This window comes from Mucilaginibacter sp. AK015 (genome assembly GCF_014200785.1).
Taxonomy (GTDB): Bacteria; Bacteroidota; Bacteroidia; order Sphingobacteriales; family Sphingobacteriaceae; genus Mucilaginibacter.
Genome location: NZ_JACHCV010000001.1, coordinates 1,972,690 through 1,989,443 on the forward strand (window position 1 = coordinate 1,972,690; position 16,754 = coordinate 1,989,443).

The 16,754-nt window shown below is 45.3% G+C and carries 11 protein-coding genes; 5 read left to right on the forward strand and 6 right to left on the reverse strand.

Annotated elements, in window-relative coordinates:
- Positions 1–6: 6 nt before the first annotated feature.
- The 6 genes from HDC91_RS08780 to HDC91_RS08805 all read right to left on the reverse strand — a co-directional run bounded on the left by HDC91_RS08780 (position 7) and on the right by HDC91_RS08805 (position 12,834).
- The gene (locus HDC91_RS08780) at positions 7–1,599 is read right to left on the reverse strand and encodes a hypothetical protein (RefSeq protein ID WP_183550638.1); all 1,593 of its coding nucleotides are present in this window, start codon (positions 1,597–1,599) and stop codon (positions 7–9) included.
- Positions 1,600–1,654: 55 nt separating this feature from the next.
- Positions 1,655–2,320, reverse strand: a complete 666-nt coding sequence (locus HDC91_RS08785; RefSeq protein ID WP_183550641.1) for a hypothetical protein — start codon at positions 2,318–2,320, stop codon at positions 1,655–1,657.
- Between the two features lie 140 nt (positions 2,321–2,460).
- Positions 2,461–3,381 carry a PorP/SprF family type IX secretion system membrane protein gene (locus tag HDC91_RS08790; RefSeq protein WP_183550644.1) on the reverse strand — a complete coding sequence of 307 codons (921 nt, stop codon included), beginning with the start codon at positions 3,379–3,381 and terminating at the stop codon, positions 2,461–2,463.
- A 333-nt stretch (positions 3,382–3,714) separates the two neighbouring features.
- Positions 3,715–11,289 (reverse strand): S-layer family protein, encoded by a 7,575-nt coding sequence (locus tag HDC91_RS08795; RefSeq protein WP_183550647.1) that lies wholly within the window; start codon positions 11,287–11,289, stop codon positions 3,715–3,717.
- Positions 11,290–11,329: 40 nt separating this feature from the next.
- Positions 11,330–12,250: a methionyl-tRNA formyltransferase gene (locus HDC91_RS08800; protein ID WP_183550650.1), complete on the reverse strand. Its 921-nt coding sequence runs from the start codon at positions 12,248–12,250 to the stop codon at positions 11,330–11,332.
- A gap of 41 nt (positions 12,251–12,291) precedes the next feature.
- On the reverse strand, positions 12,292–12,834 hold the full coding sequence (locus HDC91_RS08805; protein WP_183550653.1) for a phage tail protein: 543 nt from the start codon (positions 12,832–12,834) through the stop codon (positions 12,292–12,294).
- Between the two features lie 297 nt (positions 12,835–13,131).
- Here HDC91_RS08805 and HDC91_RS08810 point away from each other — a divergent pair, with 297 nt between their 5' ends.
- The 5 genes from HDC91_RS08810 to HDC91_RS08830 all read left to right on the forward strand — a co-directional run bounded on the left by HDC91_RS08810 (position 13,132) and on the right by HDC91_RS08830 (position 16,752).
- On the forward strand, positions 13,132–13,722 hold the full coding sequence (locus HDC91_RS08810) for a hypothetical protein (protein WP_183550655.1): 591 nt from the start codon (positions 13,132–13,134) through the stop codon (positions 13,720–13,722).
- Between the two features lie 5 nt (positions 13,723–13,727).
- Positions 13,728–14,384, forward strand: coding sequence for a hypothetical protein (locus tag HDC91_RS08815; RefSeq protein ID WP_183550658.1), 657 nt, complete (start codon positions 13,728–13,730; stop codon positions 14,382–14,384).
- Complete coding sequence (locus HDC91_RS08820; RefSeq protein WP_183550661.1) at positions 14,351–15,139, forward strand: sensor histidine kinase; 789 nt, start codon at positions 14,351–14,353, stop codon at positions 15,137–15,139. The genes HDC91_RS08815 and HDC91_RS08820 overlap by 34 nt, the downstream gene beginning before the upstream one ends.
- A gap of 3 nt (positions 15,140–15,142) precedes the next feature.
- Positions 15,143–15,796 carry a response regulator transcription factor gene (locus tag HDC91_RS08825; RefSeq protein WP_162431025.1) on the forward strand — a complete coding sequence of 218 codons (654 nt, stop codon included), beginning with the start codon at positions 15,143–15,145 and terminating at the stop codon, positions 15,794–15,796.
- A gap of 164 nt (positions 15,797–15,960) precedes the next feature.
- Entirely contained in the window at positions 15,961–16,752 is a 792-nt protein-coding gene (locus tag HDC91_RS08830) for an alpha/beta fold hydrolase (protein ID WP_183550664.1), read from the forward strand.
- The last annotated feature ends 2 nt before the right edge of the window (positions 16,753–16,754 follow it).

Here is a 16,754-nt window from a genome sequence, read left to right on the forward strand (position 1 = left end):
AGGTATTTATAGGGTTGGTTTTGGGGTTGGTGGTACGATGCCCTGCGAGAGACATTTTAATGCCGCGATACCCGGCAGGAACAAGAACAAGCTGCCATCGGTACGTATAAAACGTTCCAGGCCATGTATCTGTTCGTAAGGTTGCTTGGTTGAACCATCCGGCAGGTAAGCAAACTCGTTGTAAGCATCTACCTTAGCGTTAGGCGGCCCAAACAATGGGTCAAACCCGCTTGCGTTGGGGCTGGCATCTGTAGTGCGGAAACCATTGCGCGTTATCCAGCTTTGCATAATAAACTGGAACTGGCTTTGCAGGTTGGCGCAAATAAACAGGCCTACCAAACCGCGTTGTATGCCGTCTGCTTCCCCTTCTACATAATCGGGCCCGTAGGCACCTGCCCGGCGCATTATACGGCGGGTTGATGCGTAGTTTAACGAACCATCAGGGTTGTTTTGGTTACCAACTACCGCCGCATCGTCGCGCGGATTGGTGCGACGGATATGCGACGCGTAAGGACACAGCTGTCCAAGCGAGTCGTTTTCCCTTACCCCTTGCTGATTAGTGGTTGGTTCAATATAATTAAAATTGGTGTAATCAAAATCCTTCAGTCCTTCCTTAGGCCCGTTGGGCGATACCACCAGCGGCGTACCATCAAACCAGCGCCCGCACATTTTTGCTGCAACCAGGGCCGGATCAACACCCGGCGTTTTATTTATGAACGCGTTAAAGGCTTTTACGTCCTGGTAAAGTAACCTGAAGGCGGCGAAACTGCCGTTCAGGATCAATGGGTGGGCATAATAATTAGGCACCAAATTCTCTTTATCATCCTTATATTTTTTTTGGATAACGAACTGGTAAGGCGGTACAATAGGCCGGTCGTCAATAGTGCTTACGCCTTTAAGCAAGCGCTGCTGCTTTGTGTTCCAGGGCACTTTGCTCAACCTTGGCTGCGAAAAGCTGTCCTTATATCCGAAATGGATATAGTTTATACCGGTCAAAAGCGGATTCGAATCTTTTAAGAAGGCTAATGTTAGTGCAGGCACATTATTTTTTACGGGTATCATACCCATCAGCTTATCATAGTAGGTGTTGCGTTCGCCCTCGCTTTGGGTGTAAATAGTTAGCTGGATATGCAGGTCAGAGCCGTCCGGCTTCGGGTCGGCAGGTGATTGCCACCCGCCCGATCGTTTCCACCATTTTACCGGTGCGCTGTCGTCGGTATCGCCTACGCTTGCGGCGTTGGTAGCCGCACCGCCATCGTACAAGCTAAAAAGCGGGAAACTGGCAAATTTAACATCGGTATAGTTCTTTTGCCCTATCAGCAGGTTAAGGCCAAAGCTTGTAACGCCGATATTGAGGCAATATGGTGGCTTTTCATCATCGGGCCATGGGGCCGCGGTAGTAATGTTCAAAAGCGAATTACTGCCGGGCAACAGCTTACCAATCAATTCGCGCGCGCCGTCGACATTATTGGCATCAATGGTGAAAATTAGGTAACGGATATAGTCAAAGTTATATCCGCGTAATATCAGCCCTTGAATATCATCAAATTGTGGTACGGGGGCTTCGCTATCGGCTACATCATTCAGGTATGCACTCATTGTTATGTTTTAATAAGTTAAATATCCCCGCTTTCGCGGGGATCTGGATGATGAATTAGCACGCAGGCGGCGGTGTCGATGGCTCGAAATGTATATCGACGGGCGTTGCAGGCCATAGTGTTTCGGCATCGGTATAGTTTTGTAGTATCTTACCAACGGTAAGGCCCGGAAAAGTACCGCTGAATACATACTTAGCCTTACTTGGTAAAGGTATTTTTGCCATTGCCGGCAGCGTTGGGTCGCCAAAGTTATAACGCATAAGCAGGCAATTAAACCCATCAGGATTAGCGGCCACACCACCATTGTTCTTAATAAAAGCGGCCGAAGTTGGGTCGTTAGGATCCATAATACCTGTCTCGTCCATGGCGTTTACAATTCCGTTTAAACCGATAGCTATAATGGGGTTGGTTACAAACGATTCGATGTACGGGGCAAAATCGGCATCGTAGATAGATTGCACTACCAGCAGATCTTTGCCGGGCATGGTCTGGAAACTGGTTACAGGCAGCTCTGGCTGCGGTTTTTTGCCGTCTTCCAGGTGATAGATCATAAAAAAATGCACGCCGGTAGCGGCACGCAGATCCGCGTTGCCTTTTATTTCGGCATTAAGGCTTGCAATTGATTTTGCAACTTCTGTTGACGCTTTACTTTCCAGCGGCAAAAACAGAAAAAGCATGTGCTGCTGTTCTGCAGCGGGGATACTTGTGATAGGTGAGGCCATTTTATTACGGTTAAGGAATTTTACCTACTCTGTTAAGGCTTTTCGGTATCCGCCATTATATTATGAGTTACCATAAATCGAATTTGCGTGTACACCTATCGCATCCCAATGCCGTAAAAATTACAGCAATAGATATTGTATTATAACAGCTTTCGCTCGGCGGTATTACCAAACCGGTAGCTCAAACTCACCTCGTGTATGGCCGTATTAAAGCCGCCAAGGTTACCTGATGATACGCCAAACTGGTAACTATACCCTACTTTAAACGTATCTGTATTTACAGATATAATGCCCGAAGCCCTTTTATTGGTGCGATACCCCGCACCCAGGCCAAGTTGTTCTTTTAAATAAATGGTGCCCGTAAAATCGGCCAGCATATTATCCCCGTTTACAAATGATACCAGGGTTGATGGTTTAAACTTGATGTCTTCGCTTAAGTCGGCAAGGTATGCGCCCGAAAAGTAGTAGTGATTTTTCAGATAGTTGGCGTCCTGCACAGATGCATTGCCCAAACTACGGATAGTGAGTTCGGGTACGGATAGGCCGATATAGTATTTACTGCTGTAAAACATCACCCCAAAACCAATATTTGGCTTTGTTTCGCGCACATCATCCCTAAACTGCGGGTCATAGGCGTCAAGGGACGAGTAATCGGCAGTATAGTTGCGCACACCGGCGTTTAACGATACCGCAAGGTAATCGTTTGCAGATAGCTGTACAGCTTTGGCAAAAAAAGCGTTCACTTCCAATTGCTTCTCCACTGCTACCTGGTCGTTTAGCACGTATATCCCTGCCGCCCCGCCTATCGACTCTACCGGCAGGCTGCCACTGAACAACAAACTGGTGGGGGCGCCTTCTACCCCTATGAATTGCTTGCGCCCCATCAGGCTAACGCTGCCTGCCTTATCCAATAAGGAGTATGCAGGGTTTATGGGTGTTAAATTATCGGCATACTGGCTGTAGGCGTATATCTGCTGCTGTGCCATAAGCCTGTTTTCCCCAGCAAGCAGTATTAAGCATAAAATAAATAAAAGTTGCTTTTTGTAAGCGTTAATACACATGCTTAAGGTTTTTCGGGCCACTTGTCGTTTTGTTAATCTGTTTAAAATAGGGTTACTTTTAAAAATCCTGCGCTCACGTTTTCACATCTCACAATGGTCTTGATCAGGGCAATTATTTGCAGGCAATTTACAATATTAATGGCATTTAATATCCAGATTAAATGGCTTAATGCTGTTGCTCCCCTGTTACAAATCTGTGTTAAAAATCAATGGTACTATAGGGTAAAAACAGCTTATTTATTTCAAAAAACAGGGTAAAAAACTTAAGAAAATTCTGAAAACACAAGCCCCCTGCTGTACAGCAGGGGGCTTTAAATTTGTGTAAAAGCTATTTTAATACTTCAGTATGATATAGCCTGTTTTGCGTTTGTTGTTGTTTCCAACTTTATATTCCAGGCTATAGTAGTAAGTGCCCGGTTTAAGCTGCGCACCGGTTTTATTTGAGTGCCCATCAAAAACGTTATTGCCGTCCTTACCGTAATTACTGGCCTGGAATACCAGGCTGCCGCTGGTGTTCATGATAGAAAGCTTGTTGCCTGCATAAGCATCGATACCTTCAATGTAAAGGAAATCATTTGAGCCATCGCCATTTGGTGATACACCCTGGTGCACTACAACTCCGTCATCATCTGCCAGCGTCAGGTTATTACCTGTATTATTGGCAAACAGCAGCTTGCTATCTGCTTTATTAACCATAAAGGTATTAGGTGCCCTGTTCACTGTTATGGCATAGGTTTTTACTGTTGAACCATCCTGCGCTGTAACAGTGGTAAGGATAGTATTGGCACCTACGCTTAATGCTATAGGGGTTGATGTTGCACCGCTGGCTACCAACTCGCCCGCAACATCTATGGTGGCATCGGCTTGCTGCGCTACCGGAACCACAGCAATACTGGTGGTACCAAAATCTACATTAGCCGAGTAATTAACCGTTGCGCTCCCCGTGGTAGCAGTAAGAAGCTTGTTAGGACTTAATCTGATAGAAGACAATATAGCATTGTTTGAACCGGTACGGTATACCGTAATACTATATGTTTTTATTGTAACACCGTCTTGTGCAGTTACCACCGTATTTATAAGCGTAGGGCCGTCATTGAGCGGAATAGCCGCCGAAGCCGTACCTGTAGCCACGTTTACCCCATTTATGGTTATCGTAGCTGTAGGGTCCTGCGCTACCGGGGTTACGTTTACGCTGGTTATATCGGGCGCTACCATGGCATTGTAATTAACAGTACTTACACCAGTGGTTGTAATAAGGGTTGATGCGGGTGTAAGCTTCAGTTTCACAATAGCATTATTTGAACCGGTGCGGTTCACGGTTATGCTGTATGACCTTACTGTGGTACCGTCATCGGCAGTTACTACGGTGGTGATGAGCGTAGCGCCGGCGTTAAGCGCTATAGGGGCCGAAGGACTGCCGCTTACTACCGATACCCCGTTTACCTTAATGGTAGCGTTTGCGTCTCCAGCTGTTGGTGTAATTATCACGCTTGTAGTTGATGGCGCTACAAAAGCAGCGTAATTAACCGTGCTTGGGCCGGTTGCCGCAACCAATGATGAAGCGGGGGTAAGTTTAAGGCTGGCTATGGCGTTGTTTGATTTTGGCCTGGTTGCTGTAATTATATACGAGCGGGCAGTAACACCATCCTGCGCGGTAACCACCGTCTCGATAGTGTTGACACCTACGGTAAGCGGTATAGGGGCCGAAGGGACGCCGCTAATTTGAGATACGCCATTTACCTTTATAGTTGCATTAGGTTCTTGTGTATTTGTTGTAACTTTTACACTTGAAGTGTTAGGGTTTACCGTAGTTGTATAATTAACTGTGCCGGGGCCATCTGCACTTACCAATGGCGAAGCCGGGTCGAGTTTTAAACTTGCAAAGGCGTTGGTTGATCCGGTGCGATTAACAGTAATGCTATATGTTTTAATGGTTGTGCCATCCTGGGCAGTTACTATGGTGTTAATGGTTGTGCTTACTCCCGAAAGCGCAATCGGATCTGATGCCGTGCCACTTACTACTACAGCGCCATTAACCGTTATGGTTGCACCTGCATTTTGGGCGGTTGGTGTAACCGTTACACTTGTTGTTCCGGGGTCAACCGATGTTATGTAATTTTGCGTACTTGGGCCATCAACCAATGTTAGTGTAGATAACGGGTTAATTTTCAAAGTTGCAATTGCATTATTTGATCCTGTGCGGTTTACAGTAACACTATACGTTTTTACAGATGTACCATCCTGCGAGGTTACCACCGTATTGATCACCGTTGTACCCCCGTTTAACGGAATTGCGCCTGACGGTGTACCGCTGTTAACCTGCTCACCATTTATCATAATAACTGCACCTGCATTTTGAGCTACCGGTGTAACCGTTACACTTGTTGTAGCAGGGTCTACCGAAGTTACATAGTTTACAGTGCTGGTGCCTGTGGTTGCAATAAGTTTAGAGGCAGGCGTAAGTTTTAAATCGATGGTAGAATTGTTCGAGCCCATACGGTTCACCGTGATGCCATATGTTCTTACGGTGCTGCCATTGGGCGCTGTTACAACTATGTTTATAAGTGTTGCAGTACCGCTAAGCGTTATGGGTGCGGATGCCGTGCCGGATGTAACCGGGTTGCCATTAATGGTAACCGTACCGTCTGCATCAACTAAAGTTGGTTTTATGCTCACACTTGTTGTGGCAGGGTCAACAGAAGTAACATAGTTTACATTCGCAGCACCCGTACTTGCCACTAATTTTGATGATGGTGTCAACACAAAACTGGCTGCCGTTACCGCTGAAAGTTCGCGGGTTACATTTAACGTATACGTTTGTGTGTTCACGCCGTCGGGAGCTGTTACCACAACCCTTATCCTGTTTGCAGGGTTGTTTATAAATGGTAAACTAACCGTAGCCGATGGTGTTGATGCGTTAATGGTAGTAGCGCCTATGGCTATAGTTGCGGTATTGCTGCTGGCTACCGGTGTTACGGTCAATTCATTTACAATATTAGGTACAGTTACCGTGTAAGTTTTTGTGCCCGGAGAAAACGCGGGGGTCAAAGTTCCTTTGTTTATGGTTAACGAGGCAAGTGTTATATCGGCATAAGGCAACCTGTTTACGTGCAGTGTATAGGTCCTGGTATTTGCTCCATCCTGCGAGGTCACAATTATGGTATAGGTATTATCGCCAACCGCTAAAGGCAACTGACCGGTAAAATTATCATAAGGCACAGTTTGGCCGTTAACGGTCACTGTTGATACCGAATTTGCCGAAACCGGGAGTATGGCTATTGCAGTAACACTGTTCGGCGCGTTAACTGTTGTAAGTTCGTCAAATGATAAATTGAAATTTTTGGAGAAGCCTGTACCACCGGTAATGGTTATTGCCGCCAATTCGGCAACGGGCGAAAGTACCGGCGGAGGCGTACCTGCACGTGTAAGTACCAGTGTATAGGTTTTAACTGCACTGGTGTCCTGCGAGGTAACAACTATTTTATAGGTATTTGGGCCGCCATGCACGGGCAGGCTGTAATTTTGGAAACGTGGAACTACCGTACCGTCTATTTTAACAACAGCATTAACATCCGCAGAAACTGCAGTTAACGGGATCCCTGTATAGGTAGAATCAGCTACAGTAGCGGTGTATGAATACACCGCGGGGTCAAACGTTTCATTCAGTGATGTTATAGACGGGAAAGATAGATTAGCAAGGGTGGCATCTGATGATCGCGCCCTGTAAACGTTTAACGTATAATTGCCGGTATGTGTGCCATCTTCCGCGGTTATATCAAAAACAATGGTATTGGCGCCAAATGCCAGGTTAACGTTATTACCTAAAGCCGTATTTAAACTTTGATCATTAATTTTTATGGTAGCCTTATCGCTTGAGGCGATTGGTAAAAAGTTGAGTGAACTGATGTTGCTCGCTACTGTTGCACTATATGTATGCAGCGCACTGATAAATGGCGTGTTTAAAGTTACGCTGCTGTTTCCAATAGATGCCAGCGTAGCATCAGCCGATTTATCGCGTGTTACAATAACTTTGTATACCCTGTCGTCACCGTTTTCGGCTTTAACAACTATCCCCACCACGGTTTCACCAACATTTAATGAAACAGTTACCGGGCTGCTTTGCGCCAGGTCGTAACCATTTACCAACACTTTAGCGGTGTTATCCGCAGCGGTTGCAGTTACATCCGTTGAAGCGACAAGATTAGCAACAGACGCGGTGTAATCAAGCGTATTGGTATTAAACGAAGGGCTGTAGGTTACACCGTTTAAAGTAAGGCTCGCCAGTTGGTTGTTGGTTGAGTAGGCCCTGAATATATTCAACGAATAGCCTTTTACTGTTGTACCATCCTGCGCTGTTACGTTTATAATAATATAGTTACCCCCGGTATTCAGCGCTATGTTTTTGGTTGTGCCCGATGCATAGGGTTGCCCGTTTACCAAAATAGTTGCATCCGGGTTGCTTGACGTAGCCGAAAAATTAAATGAGGTTACTGTATTATCAACATTAGCGCTATAGTTAAAATCGGTACTGTTGAACGCTGGTGATAAGGTACCCTGGTCGATAGTTAATGCCGAAAGCGTTGCGTTGTTAGATGCCGTGATGGTAAATGCGGTGCTATTTTCTGCCGCCTGTACAAAATCATAGTTAGCTGCGCTTAAGCCCGCCCCTGCTATGGGGTAGCTCCCTACAGGGCTGCTTTGTGTTGCTGTAGTTGAAAAGCTTAAAGTGCCGGCCGTTGCAGACACCTGATCATCGCCATTAACAAAGCCTGTTACTGTACCGGTAAAGGTTGGGTCGGGGTTTTGATATGGGCGGCTTGCGGGTGTTGCCACGTAAGTTAAGGTAGCTTTATTTATTGATAAGTTTGCGCCGGTATAATTTAGCGTATAGTTGCTGCTTAATGCTAATGTGCCCTGGGTAATTGCATAAGCTCCGGTGTTCTCGCCGGCCTCCCTGGTAAGGCTGCCTGTAAAGCTGTCGCCCGCTGCCAATGCATCGGCCGTGTAGGTTAATGCAGGGTCGGCATCGCCATAAGTTTTGGTTTGTGCGTTAGCCGTTACATTTAGTGTCTTTACACCAATGTTTAAATTGGCACCGACAAATATGATATTATAATTGCTGCTTAATGCTAATGTACCCTGGTTGATAGCATAAGTACCTACATTTTCGCCTGCGTCGCGTGTCAACGCGCCGGTAAATGTATCTGAAAATGCTAAAGGCGCACTGGTATAAGTAAGCGTAGGGTCGGCATCGCCGTATGTTTTTGTTTGGGAATAGACATTAACGGCTAATGGTTTAGCTGTAATAGTTAAGGTGCCCGGTATAAAGGTAATATTGTAATTACTTGCGGTTGGCTGGCCGTTACTCAGGTCAATAGGTCTTTTAGTACCTATTAATATGCTATGAGTCCCTACATCCTCGCCGTCGTTACGCTCAAATTGACCGGTCATCCCGTCCTCGGGTGAAGCGCCGCCCAGAAGCTGGTAAGGATAATTAGGGTCAGGATCTCCGTAAACTTTTGTTTTATCAACCGGTATAATAGTGATAGACCGTTTTGTAATGGTTAGATTGGCGCTCACATAGTTAATATTATAGTTAGCACCGTACGATAAAGTACCTTGGGTAATGGCATAGTCGCCAATAAACCTGCCTGGTGCCCTTGTCAGGGCGCCTGTTGGTGCGTCGGTGCCAACTACACCTGTTGCGGTATAAGTTAGTGCAGGGTCGCTGTCGCCGTAAACTTTTGTTTTAGCCGCGGCTGTTACCGTAACGGTGGCTTTGTCAAATGTAAATAGTTGTGTAACGCTTGTTGCCGCTGACCTGTTGGCATCTCCCGCCTGAGACGCGGTGATGGTTGCCGAACCGGGGGCTACAATATGTATCTGGTTGCTCACAATGGTTGCCACGGCGCTGTTATCGCTGCTGTAGGTAACCGGTAAGCCGCTGCTTGCTGTTGCGCCCGGTGCAAAATCGGCATTACCGTAGACTTTTGCTGGCGGGGCACTAAAGGTTATAGTTTGCGACGCCTTGTTTACGGTGAGGCTTTGTACTGCGTTGCTTGCCGCTAAGTAGTTGCCATCGCCGGCTTGAGACGCGGTGATGTTTGCCGTACCGGCACCTACAATATGAACCTGACCGGCCACTATGGTAGCAACATTGGTATTATCGCTGCTATAGCTAACGGTTAAGCCGCTGCTTGCAGTTGCGCCGGGCGCAAAATCGGCGTCGCCATAGGTTTTGGTAGCTGTAGCGGCAAATGTGATGGTTTGTGCTGCTTTAGCGCGATTTACAGTAAGTGTGTAGGTTTTGGTAGTAAGTCCATCCTGCGCGGTTACTACAGTTGTTATAACGTTATCGCCAATGTTTAAATTTATAGCGCCCGATGCCGACCCCGAGTTAACAGCCGTGCCGTTAACCGTTATGCTTGCGTTGCCGTTGGTTTTTGCAGGCGTTACCGTGATTGTTGATGTAGCGTTGGATACCGAAGCCGTATATGAAACAGTAGCGCTTGAAAAGGCAGGGGTTAATGTACCCGCGCTTATGCTTAGGCCGGAAAGCGTTGCATCATTTGATTGTGTTGAAAATGAAGTAACGGCACCATAAGTAGTACCGGCGCCACTTGTGGCGTAGCTCCTTACATAATACGTTGTTGATGCGCTAAGCCCGGTAACGCTTGCAGAGAACGAACCTGTCCCGCTGCCGTTGGCTGCCTGGGTAACACCGCCTGCACCTATGGTTGGTGTAGCGTTGCTGCTGCTGTATACCACTCCCCGTGCTGTTACGGCTGCATCGCTGCGTGTTACATTACCACCCAAAGTTGCCGATGAAGACGAGAACGTAGACACTGTTGTTGTATTAACTATTGGGCGGGCCGGGGCAAAAAGACCCATAACCCTGATATAATTCGGCGTGTTTTGTAACCCCGAATGGTCAAGCGTTAGGGTAGTATTACCTGTGGTAAGGTCTACCGCATAAATACCGGTGTTGCTTAACCTGATAGTTGTAGATGAGCCGTAGTACCCATTATAAACATAAGCCCTGTTGTTACCGGCATCCAATGCCATGTATTGAGGGCTTATTACCACCGATGACCGAACGACTATCTCGCCGCCTGCGCCACCCGGGCGCACTTTTCTTAATGCATCGTTGGTTGTACCGTTGGTAGTACCGGTATTTAATTGGTCGTTATCGGATGTGATATAATAGATATAATCTGTAACAGGGTCGTAACTTATGGCGTTTACAATATTAGACATTGCAGCATTAGCTGTTACGGTATTACTGCCCAAATCAAACGTTAATATTTTACGGGCATTAAAAATCCCCTCGTTAATAAATACCCTGTTATTAGGTATATCAAGTGCCAGCCAATTTGGCAATAGCGCAAATTGTTTTGCCAGCGTTGTGTTTTGGCTACCATCAGGTTTAGAACGGTATAAGGCGTTCAGATCATTAGCGGTGCCTGTATTACTGTTGGTCACGTAATATAACCAATCGTTAATAGGGTCGTATTTAATTGCTGTAACAGAGGGGCCGGATACCTGAATACCTGAAGGTAAAGAAATGGTATTGATAACCGCACCGCTGGTCATATTAATAACATTAATAACTCTGCTACCTAAAAAACCGTTATAGGTAAATATACGGTTGTTGGGTGCATCAACTTCAATCAGCCCCGGGTTAGGGAAGCCGGTAGTAACGTTTACGTCGTTGGCGCCATTGTAATCAATTTTTTTGAGTGCGTTAGCGGGGTCGCTTACGTTACCCTTGCCGCTTGTTAATAAGTAGTAAACCTGCGCATGCGTGCTTTGGGTTATACCCGACAAAACAAGCAATAGCACAGCCGCCGACATTGCTGTTCGGCTTTTGATCATTAACTTTTTAACAAAGAGTAAAAGTGTTTTCATAATTAATTTTTTAGCGTTCTATGTTTTACCGGTAATGCGGCTATATTTTACTAATGAATGTTTGCCCGGTTTTTAAACCGTAAAAGCCTGCATGGCGGGCTGGTATGCAAGTGTTATTTATATTAAAAAAGTTTATGCTTAAAGCTTGCTTATTTATGCAGGCTACAGTAAACTTGTTATTTGCTATAGTAATGGTTCCGGGTATGTTATTGGCTTCTGATGAAGCAGCTTCGGCATCTAATATTTTCAACTCGTACCCGTTTATTAAAGTGCCTGCCCCATTATTCCACGATGTGCAGGCCTTTATCAGATCAAGTACCCCTTTCGCGTCCATTGTGTCCCAGTTTATCATCACATCGGCCAGCTGCGGCTTGTTGTAATATCGGGCGTCGGTTTCGTTTTGCGCTTTAAAGTGCGGCGTTTGCTTATTATTCAGTTTGGTAAGTAGTTGCGCTACTCCGTTTACCTGAAGCTGGCTAAAAGCCTGGTTTATATAATTGTAAGTATGGTATTCTTCGTTCCTGATGTTTTGCTCCCAAACAACCGCTCCGCAATCCAGCTTATCGGTTAATTGATGCATGGTTAAGCCAATTTGCGCTTCCCCGTTTTTTAATTGCCAGAAAACCGGCGACGGGCCTCTGTAATGCGGTAGCCGGCCAAAGTGTATGTTATATATTCCCTTCGGCACGCCGCTTAAATCCTTAACCGCTATTTTATGACCGTAACCGGTTATAAATATTATGTCCGGTTCGTTCAGTTGCTGCCAGTTGTACAGCTCTTTTGTTTCATCCTCGGCATGGAACTGTATATTGTTCATGCGGCAAAGGCCGGCCAGTTCGTTTACGCTGATGTCAGCATTAACCGACTTGCCGAAGTATAACATAACCCCTGCTTTTATACTGCTTAGGTACGAAAGCAGGGGTATGCATATTTTTGAATTTGATACAACACCAATTTTCATTGGCGCTAAAAAAGATTTATCAAATCAATATCCATTGATTATTACGGTCTTGAAGGGTATACACCGCTCCAGGCAATGATATATTGCATGGCAAGGAACGGCGGCGTAATATTCACCGGCAGGCCACCACCTGCAACCCCTATTGTTGCGGGGTTAAGTGTAGCATTAGGCGCTTCGTTAGACCAGTTGTTTGTGCCTTCGCCGGTGTTAGGATCTACAAGTAAACCTGCAGGATAATTACCGTTTGGCTGTGGTTGGTTACCAAGAGTTACCGCGCTGATACCGTGGGTGTGCGGAGGCAACTGAGGTGTAGTTAAAGTAACTTGCTGCTGACCGCCTATCTGGCCTAATGAGTAAGTGCCGCCCGGGTGTGAACCGCCAATATTTGAACATTGTGTAGGGAAGGCACCGCGCAGATCGGGTAATTTAAAGGTCGTCATACCATCACCGCCGTAGGTGGTGCCTAATATGCTGAATAAGGCTGTATACTGATTAATAGACAAGGTTTGCCCTTCGCAGGTAAACCAGCCGTTAGGCGCAAAGTTTCCGGCAAACATTTTGATCTCTCCCAATAAAGGTTCCATAGTTTAAAGTGATAAGGTTTAGATATTGTTAATATTTTGATTAATTAGATTGTAAAGATAAAATATTTAATTAATTGGCAATAATATTTATTCCAAAACGTTAGCCTTTTCTTAAATCCGCTTTTCCCCTTTCATCAACGCTGCCGTTTGCATAACAAATCTCCATTATAAATAGCATTCTGTATAGGGTAAAATCAGCTTTTTTTTATATCTGTTAAGGTGGAAAAAAGGCAAGGCATTAATTTGTATATCTGTGTTTAAATGGCCACTTTCGGTAAACCTTAATCCCAAACTATTATGTCATTCAAAAAGCCATTATTGTATGCAGTTTTAGCAACGCTTGCTTTTAGCGCCTGCCAAAATCAACACGCCGACCTTGCCAGTTCAAAAGGGTCGCAGTTTAATTATGATAGCCTTAGCTACGAAAAGGCTAAAGCCTATGTAAATAACTACGAAAAACACGCAGGTTGGGTAGATTCGCAGTATGTTGAAAAAGGTGTGGGGAAAATAAAAAAGAAACCAAACTCGCGCTGTATTTGGTTCAGCGCCGATCGCTTACAGGCTTTGCTTGATAAGATCAAAAGTGAAGGCGGCGACGGCATCCGCTTTTACATGGCCAGTTATGATACATCATATAACAGTAAGATCATTGGCGGCATAGTGCCCCCGCGCGATTATTGGGGCTACAATACCCTGGTATTGGTATCAACCAAAGACAGTACAAACGCGGTAAACCAAAAATTTCACCGCGATTATTACACCAGCAAACCGGCAAAATCAAATAAACCTGTATTAGGTTTTATGGTAGGCGGCACACCAGAGAACCGTGGCGAGCTTTGCCCGCCGCCGGTAAAATGCAGTGAAACAGGCGCAACGCTCCTTCCCTAATTGTAATGATCTTCGTCACTATTAATACCGCATCAGAGTTTTTATGCTTCCTGGCCGCAGTTATTTTCCTTTACCGGGAAAAGACCCTGGCCTGGAAGCTATTTATTCCGTTTTTACTTTTAACCTGCTCGGTAGAGGTTGCAGGCATATATATAAGGGAATTTGCGGGCGTATCAAATTATCAGATATACAACGTATACTTATTGTTTGAATGCGGCTTTACAAGCTATTTTTTCTTTCACCTGTACAAGGCCTATAATTATAAAGTTATATGGCTGGTTACATGGTTATGCCTTTTTACGGTGATGTATGTTACCGATCTGCTTTACCATCATTTTAGCCAGTTTGTATCAACCACGGCATCAGTAATGTCGGTAGTTTTTGTATTGGCCTGCTTGTATTTTTACTACCTGAAACTGCGCGATGAACGTTTTGAGCCGCTGCTTTTCTCGGCGCCTTTTTGGTGGGTAAGCGGCACGCTGTTTTTTTATTTTGGAAGCACAGCGTGCAATAATTTTTTAGATTACTTGTCGCATTACGAGAACATTACCTTCAGCAGGTCCATCAGGTATATTATATTTAACGTATTGGATATTATTATGTATCTTTTTTGGTCATACGCCTTTATATGCAGATATCGTCAAAGGAAATCATCTCCCTGATAGGGTTAACATCTATTATATTCCTGATAGCGCCCCTGTTTCTTATCCTGTATGTATTATCGTACAACCGGCGGAAGAAGAAGCACCAGGAGGAAACCGTTACTTTGCAAAAAAATTTCGAAAATGAGCTGCTTAAAACCCAGATGGAGGTGCAGGAGCAAACACTTAAAACCGTTGCCTACGACCTGCATGATAATATTGGCCAGTTACTTAGCCTTACCACAATCACACTAAGCTCAGTTAATCTTACCGATCAGCAAAACACCGCCGAAAAATTAGCTTTGGTTGAAGACCTCACCCTGCGATCGATAAAGGAAGTAAAAGCGTTATCGCGCCTGTTGCATGCCGAGGAAATTATCAGTAAAGGATTGCCGGCAGCGATTGAATTTGAGCTGGAATGGCTAAAACGGTCAGACAGGTTTACGATTACATTTGAGCACAATAATATCCCATTTGCCCGCGATAGTGCTAAAGATATGATCCTTTTCAGGCTGTTTCAGGAAATCATAAATAATATTATTCAGCATGCAAAAGCAACAGCGATATTTATTACTTTAGAAGCGGTTAACGATGACTTACGGCTCACCGTCCGCGACAACGGCGTTGGATTTGATGTGGATAAAATATCTGAGCGGAAGGATGGTATGGGCCTTTATAATATTAAGAAAAGAAGCGCCATGATAAATGGCACAGCTTCCATTGTTTCCACAAAAAATAGCGGGACTGCCATAACCGTAAAAGTGCCTTACCAATAGCTGATGCAAACCGACAAAGTAAATATTGCCATTGTAGACGATCATACCTTATTTCGCCAGGGGCTGGCACGCCTGCTAACCGAATCTAACGAGATAAACGTTTTGTTTGACGCTGATAACGGTGCCGATATGATCAAAAAACTGCCGGCGTACCCCCTTCCGGATGTTATATTAATGGATATTACCATGCCGGTAATGAATGGCTACGAGAGCACAAAATGGCTGAAAGCAAACCACCCAGGCATAAGTGTGCTTGCCTTAAGCATGTTTGAAGAAGACACACCAATAATAGGCATGCTTAAAAGCGGCGCAGGGGGCTATATGCTAAAACAATCAAAAGCTGCCGACCTGGTGAACGCAATAAAAGGGATAGCCGCGCAATCTTTTTATATCAACGAGCTTGTGTCGGGAAAATTACTACGCAACATCCAAAACAATCAGCCGCTTAAAAACGCCCCTGTTGGCCTTAACCAAAACGAGCTTAAATTTTTAGAGCTGTGCTGCTCTGACCTTACCTACAAGCAAATTGCCGACATGATGAACCTTAGCCCTCACACCATTGACAATTACCGCGAGGCGCTGTTTCAAAAATTTGAGGTAAAATCAAGAACAGGCCTGGTTATATCCGCCTTAAAGAACGATCTGATTAAGATATAAAAACCTGCCGTTTGTTTTTGCGGGGGACAGGCTTTTGATGTGGCTTTTCCATAGTAACTAAAGGTGAATAAGTGGTCATCGTTTTGCGTACGCCAAACAATAAAGTATCAAATCTGTTTCTTAGCCGTAACGTCCGGTAAACCACTTAGCTCTTCCTTACACTTATGAGTTCTATTCTTAAACGCAACAATGTTAATATTATCGGGAACGGTCAGCAAGTTATGCTGTTTGCACACGGTTTTGGCTGCGATCAGCGGTCATGGCAATTTGTTGTAGATGCCTTTTCAGACGATTACCGGGTAGTGCTTTTTGACTATGTTGGTTCCGGACAATCCGACCTGAGTCAGTACAGCTCCGCAAAATACGGCAGCCTTGACGGGTACGCACAAGATGTGCTTGACGTTTGCGAGGCCCTTTCCTTACAGGACGTTATCTTCGTAGGGCATTCGGTCAGCTCCATGATCGGCTTACTGGCAGCCGTGCAACAACCTGCTTATTTTAAAAAACTCATTTTTATAGGGCCATCGCCCCGGTACCTTAACGACCAGGATTACACGGGCGGTTTCGAACGTTCGGACATGGAGAGCCTGTTCGATTTTATGGAGAGTAATTACCTGGGGTGGTCAAGTACTATGGCGCCGGCCATTATGGGCAACGCCGACCGCCCGGAGTTGGGCGCTTTTTTAACCAGTAGCTTTTGCGCTACCGATCCGGAGGTTGCCCGGGAATTTGCACGGGTCACATTTTTTTCTGATAACCGGGACGACCTGGCCAAACTGGGCGTTAAAAGCCTCACCCTGCAGTGCAGCGATGATATCATTGCGCCTGTGGCTGTTGGCGAATTTGTAAAAAAACACACACCCGGCAACGAGTTTGTTATGTTAAACGCAACAGGTCATTGCCCTCATATTAGCGAACCACTGGAGACCATCAAAGCGATTAAAGCTTTTATATAGCA

Bases quoted from the DNA above. Each gene is read 5' to 3' on its own strand.
- HDC91_RS08790 (WP_183550644.1), bottom strand. From the start codon at position 3,381: ATGTGTATTAACGCTTACAAAAAGCAACTTTTATTTATTTTATGCTTA.
- HDC91_RS08795 (WP_183550647.1), bottom strand. From the start codon at position 11,289: ATGAAAACACTTTTACTCTTTGTTAAAAAGTTAATGATCAAAAGCCGA.
- HDC91_RS08785 (WP_183550641.1), bottom strand. From the start codon at position 2,320: ATGGCCTCACCTATCACAAGTATCCCCGCTGCAGAACAGCAGCACATG.
- HDC91_RS08815 (WP_183550658.1), top strand. From the start codon at position 13,728: ATGATCTTCGTCACTATTAATACCGCATCAGAGTTTTTATGCTTCCTG.
- HDC91_RS08780 (WP_183550638.1), bottom strand. From the start codon at position 1,599: ATGAGTGCATACCTGAATGATGTAGCCGATAGCGAAGCCCCCGTACCA.
- HDC91_RS08820 (WP_183550661.1), top strand. From the start codon at position 14,351: ATGCAGATATCGTCAAAGGAAATCATCTCCCTGATAGGGTTAACATCT.
- HDC91_RS08805 (WP_183550653.1), bottom strand. From the start codon at position 12,834: ATGGAACCTTTATTGGGAGAGATCAAAATGTTTGCCGGAAACTTTGCG.
- HDC91_RS08825 (WP_162431025.1), top strand. From the start codon at position 15,143: ATGCAAACCGACAAAGTAAATATTGCCATTGTAGACGATCATACCTTA.
- HDC91_RS08800 (WP_183550650.1), bottom strand. From the start codon at position 12,250: ATGAAAATTGGTGTTGTATCAAATTCAAAAATATGCATACCCCTGCTT.
- HDC91_RS08830 (WP_183550664.1), top strand. From the start codon at position 15,961: ATGAGTTCTATTCTTAAACGCAACAATGTTAATATTATCGGGAACGGT.
- HDC91_RS08810 (WP_183550655.1), top strand. From the start codon at position 13,132: ATGTCATTCAAAAAGCCATTATTGTATGCAGTTTTAGCAACGCTTGCT.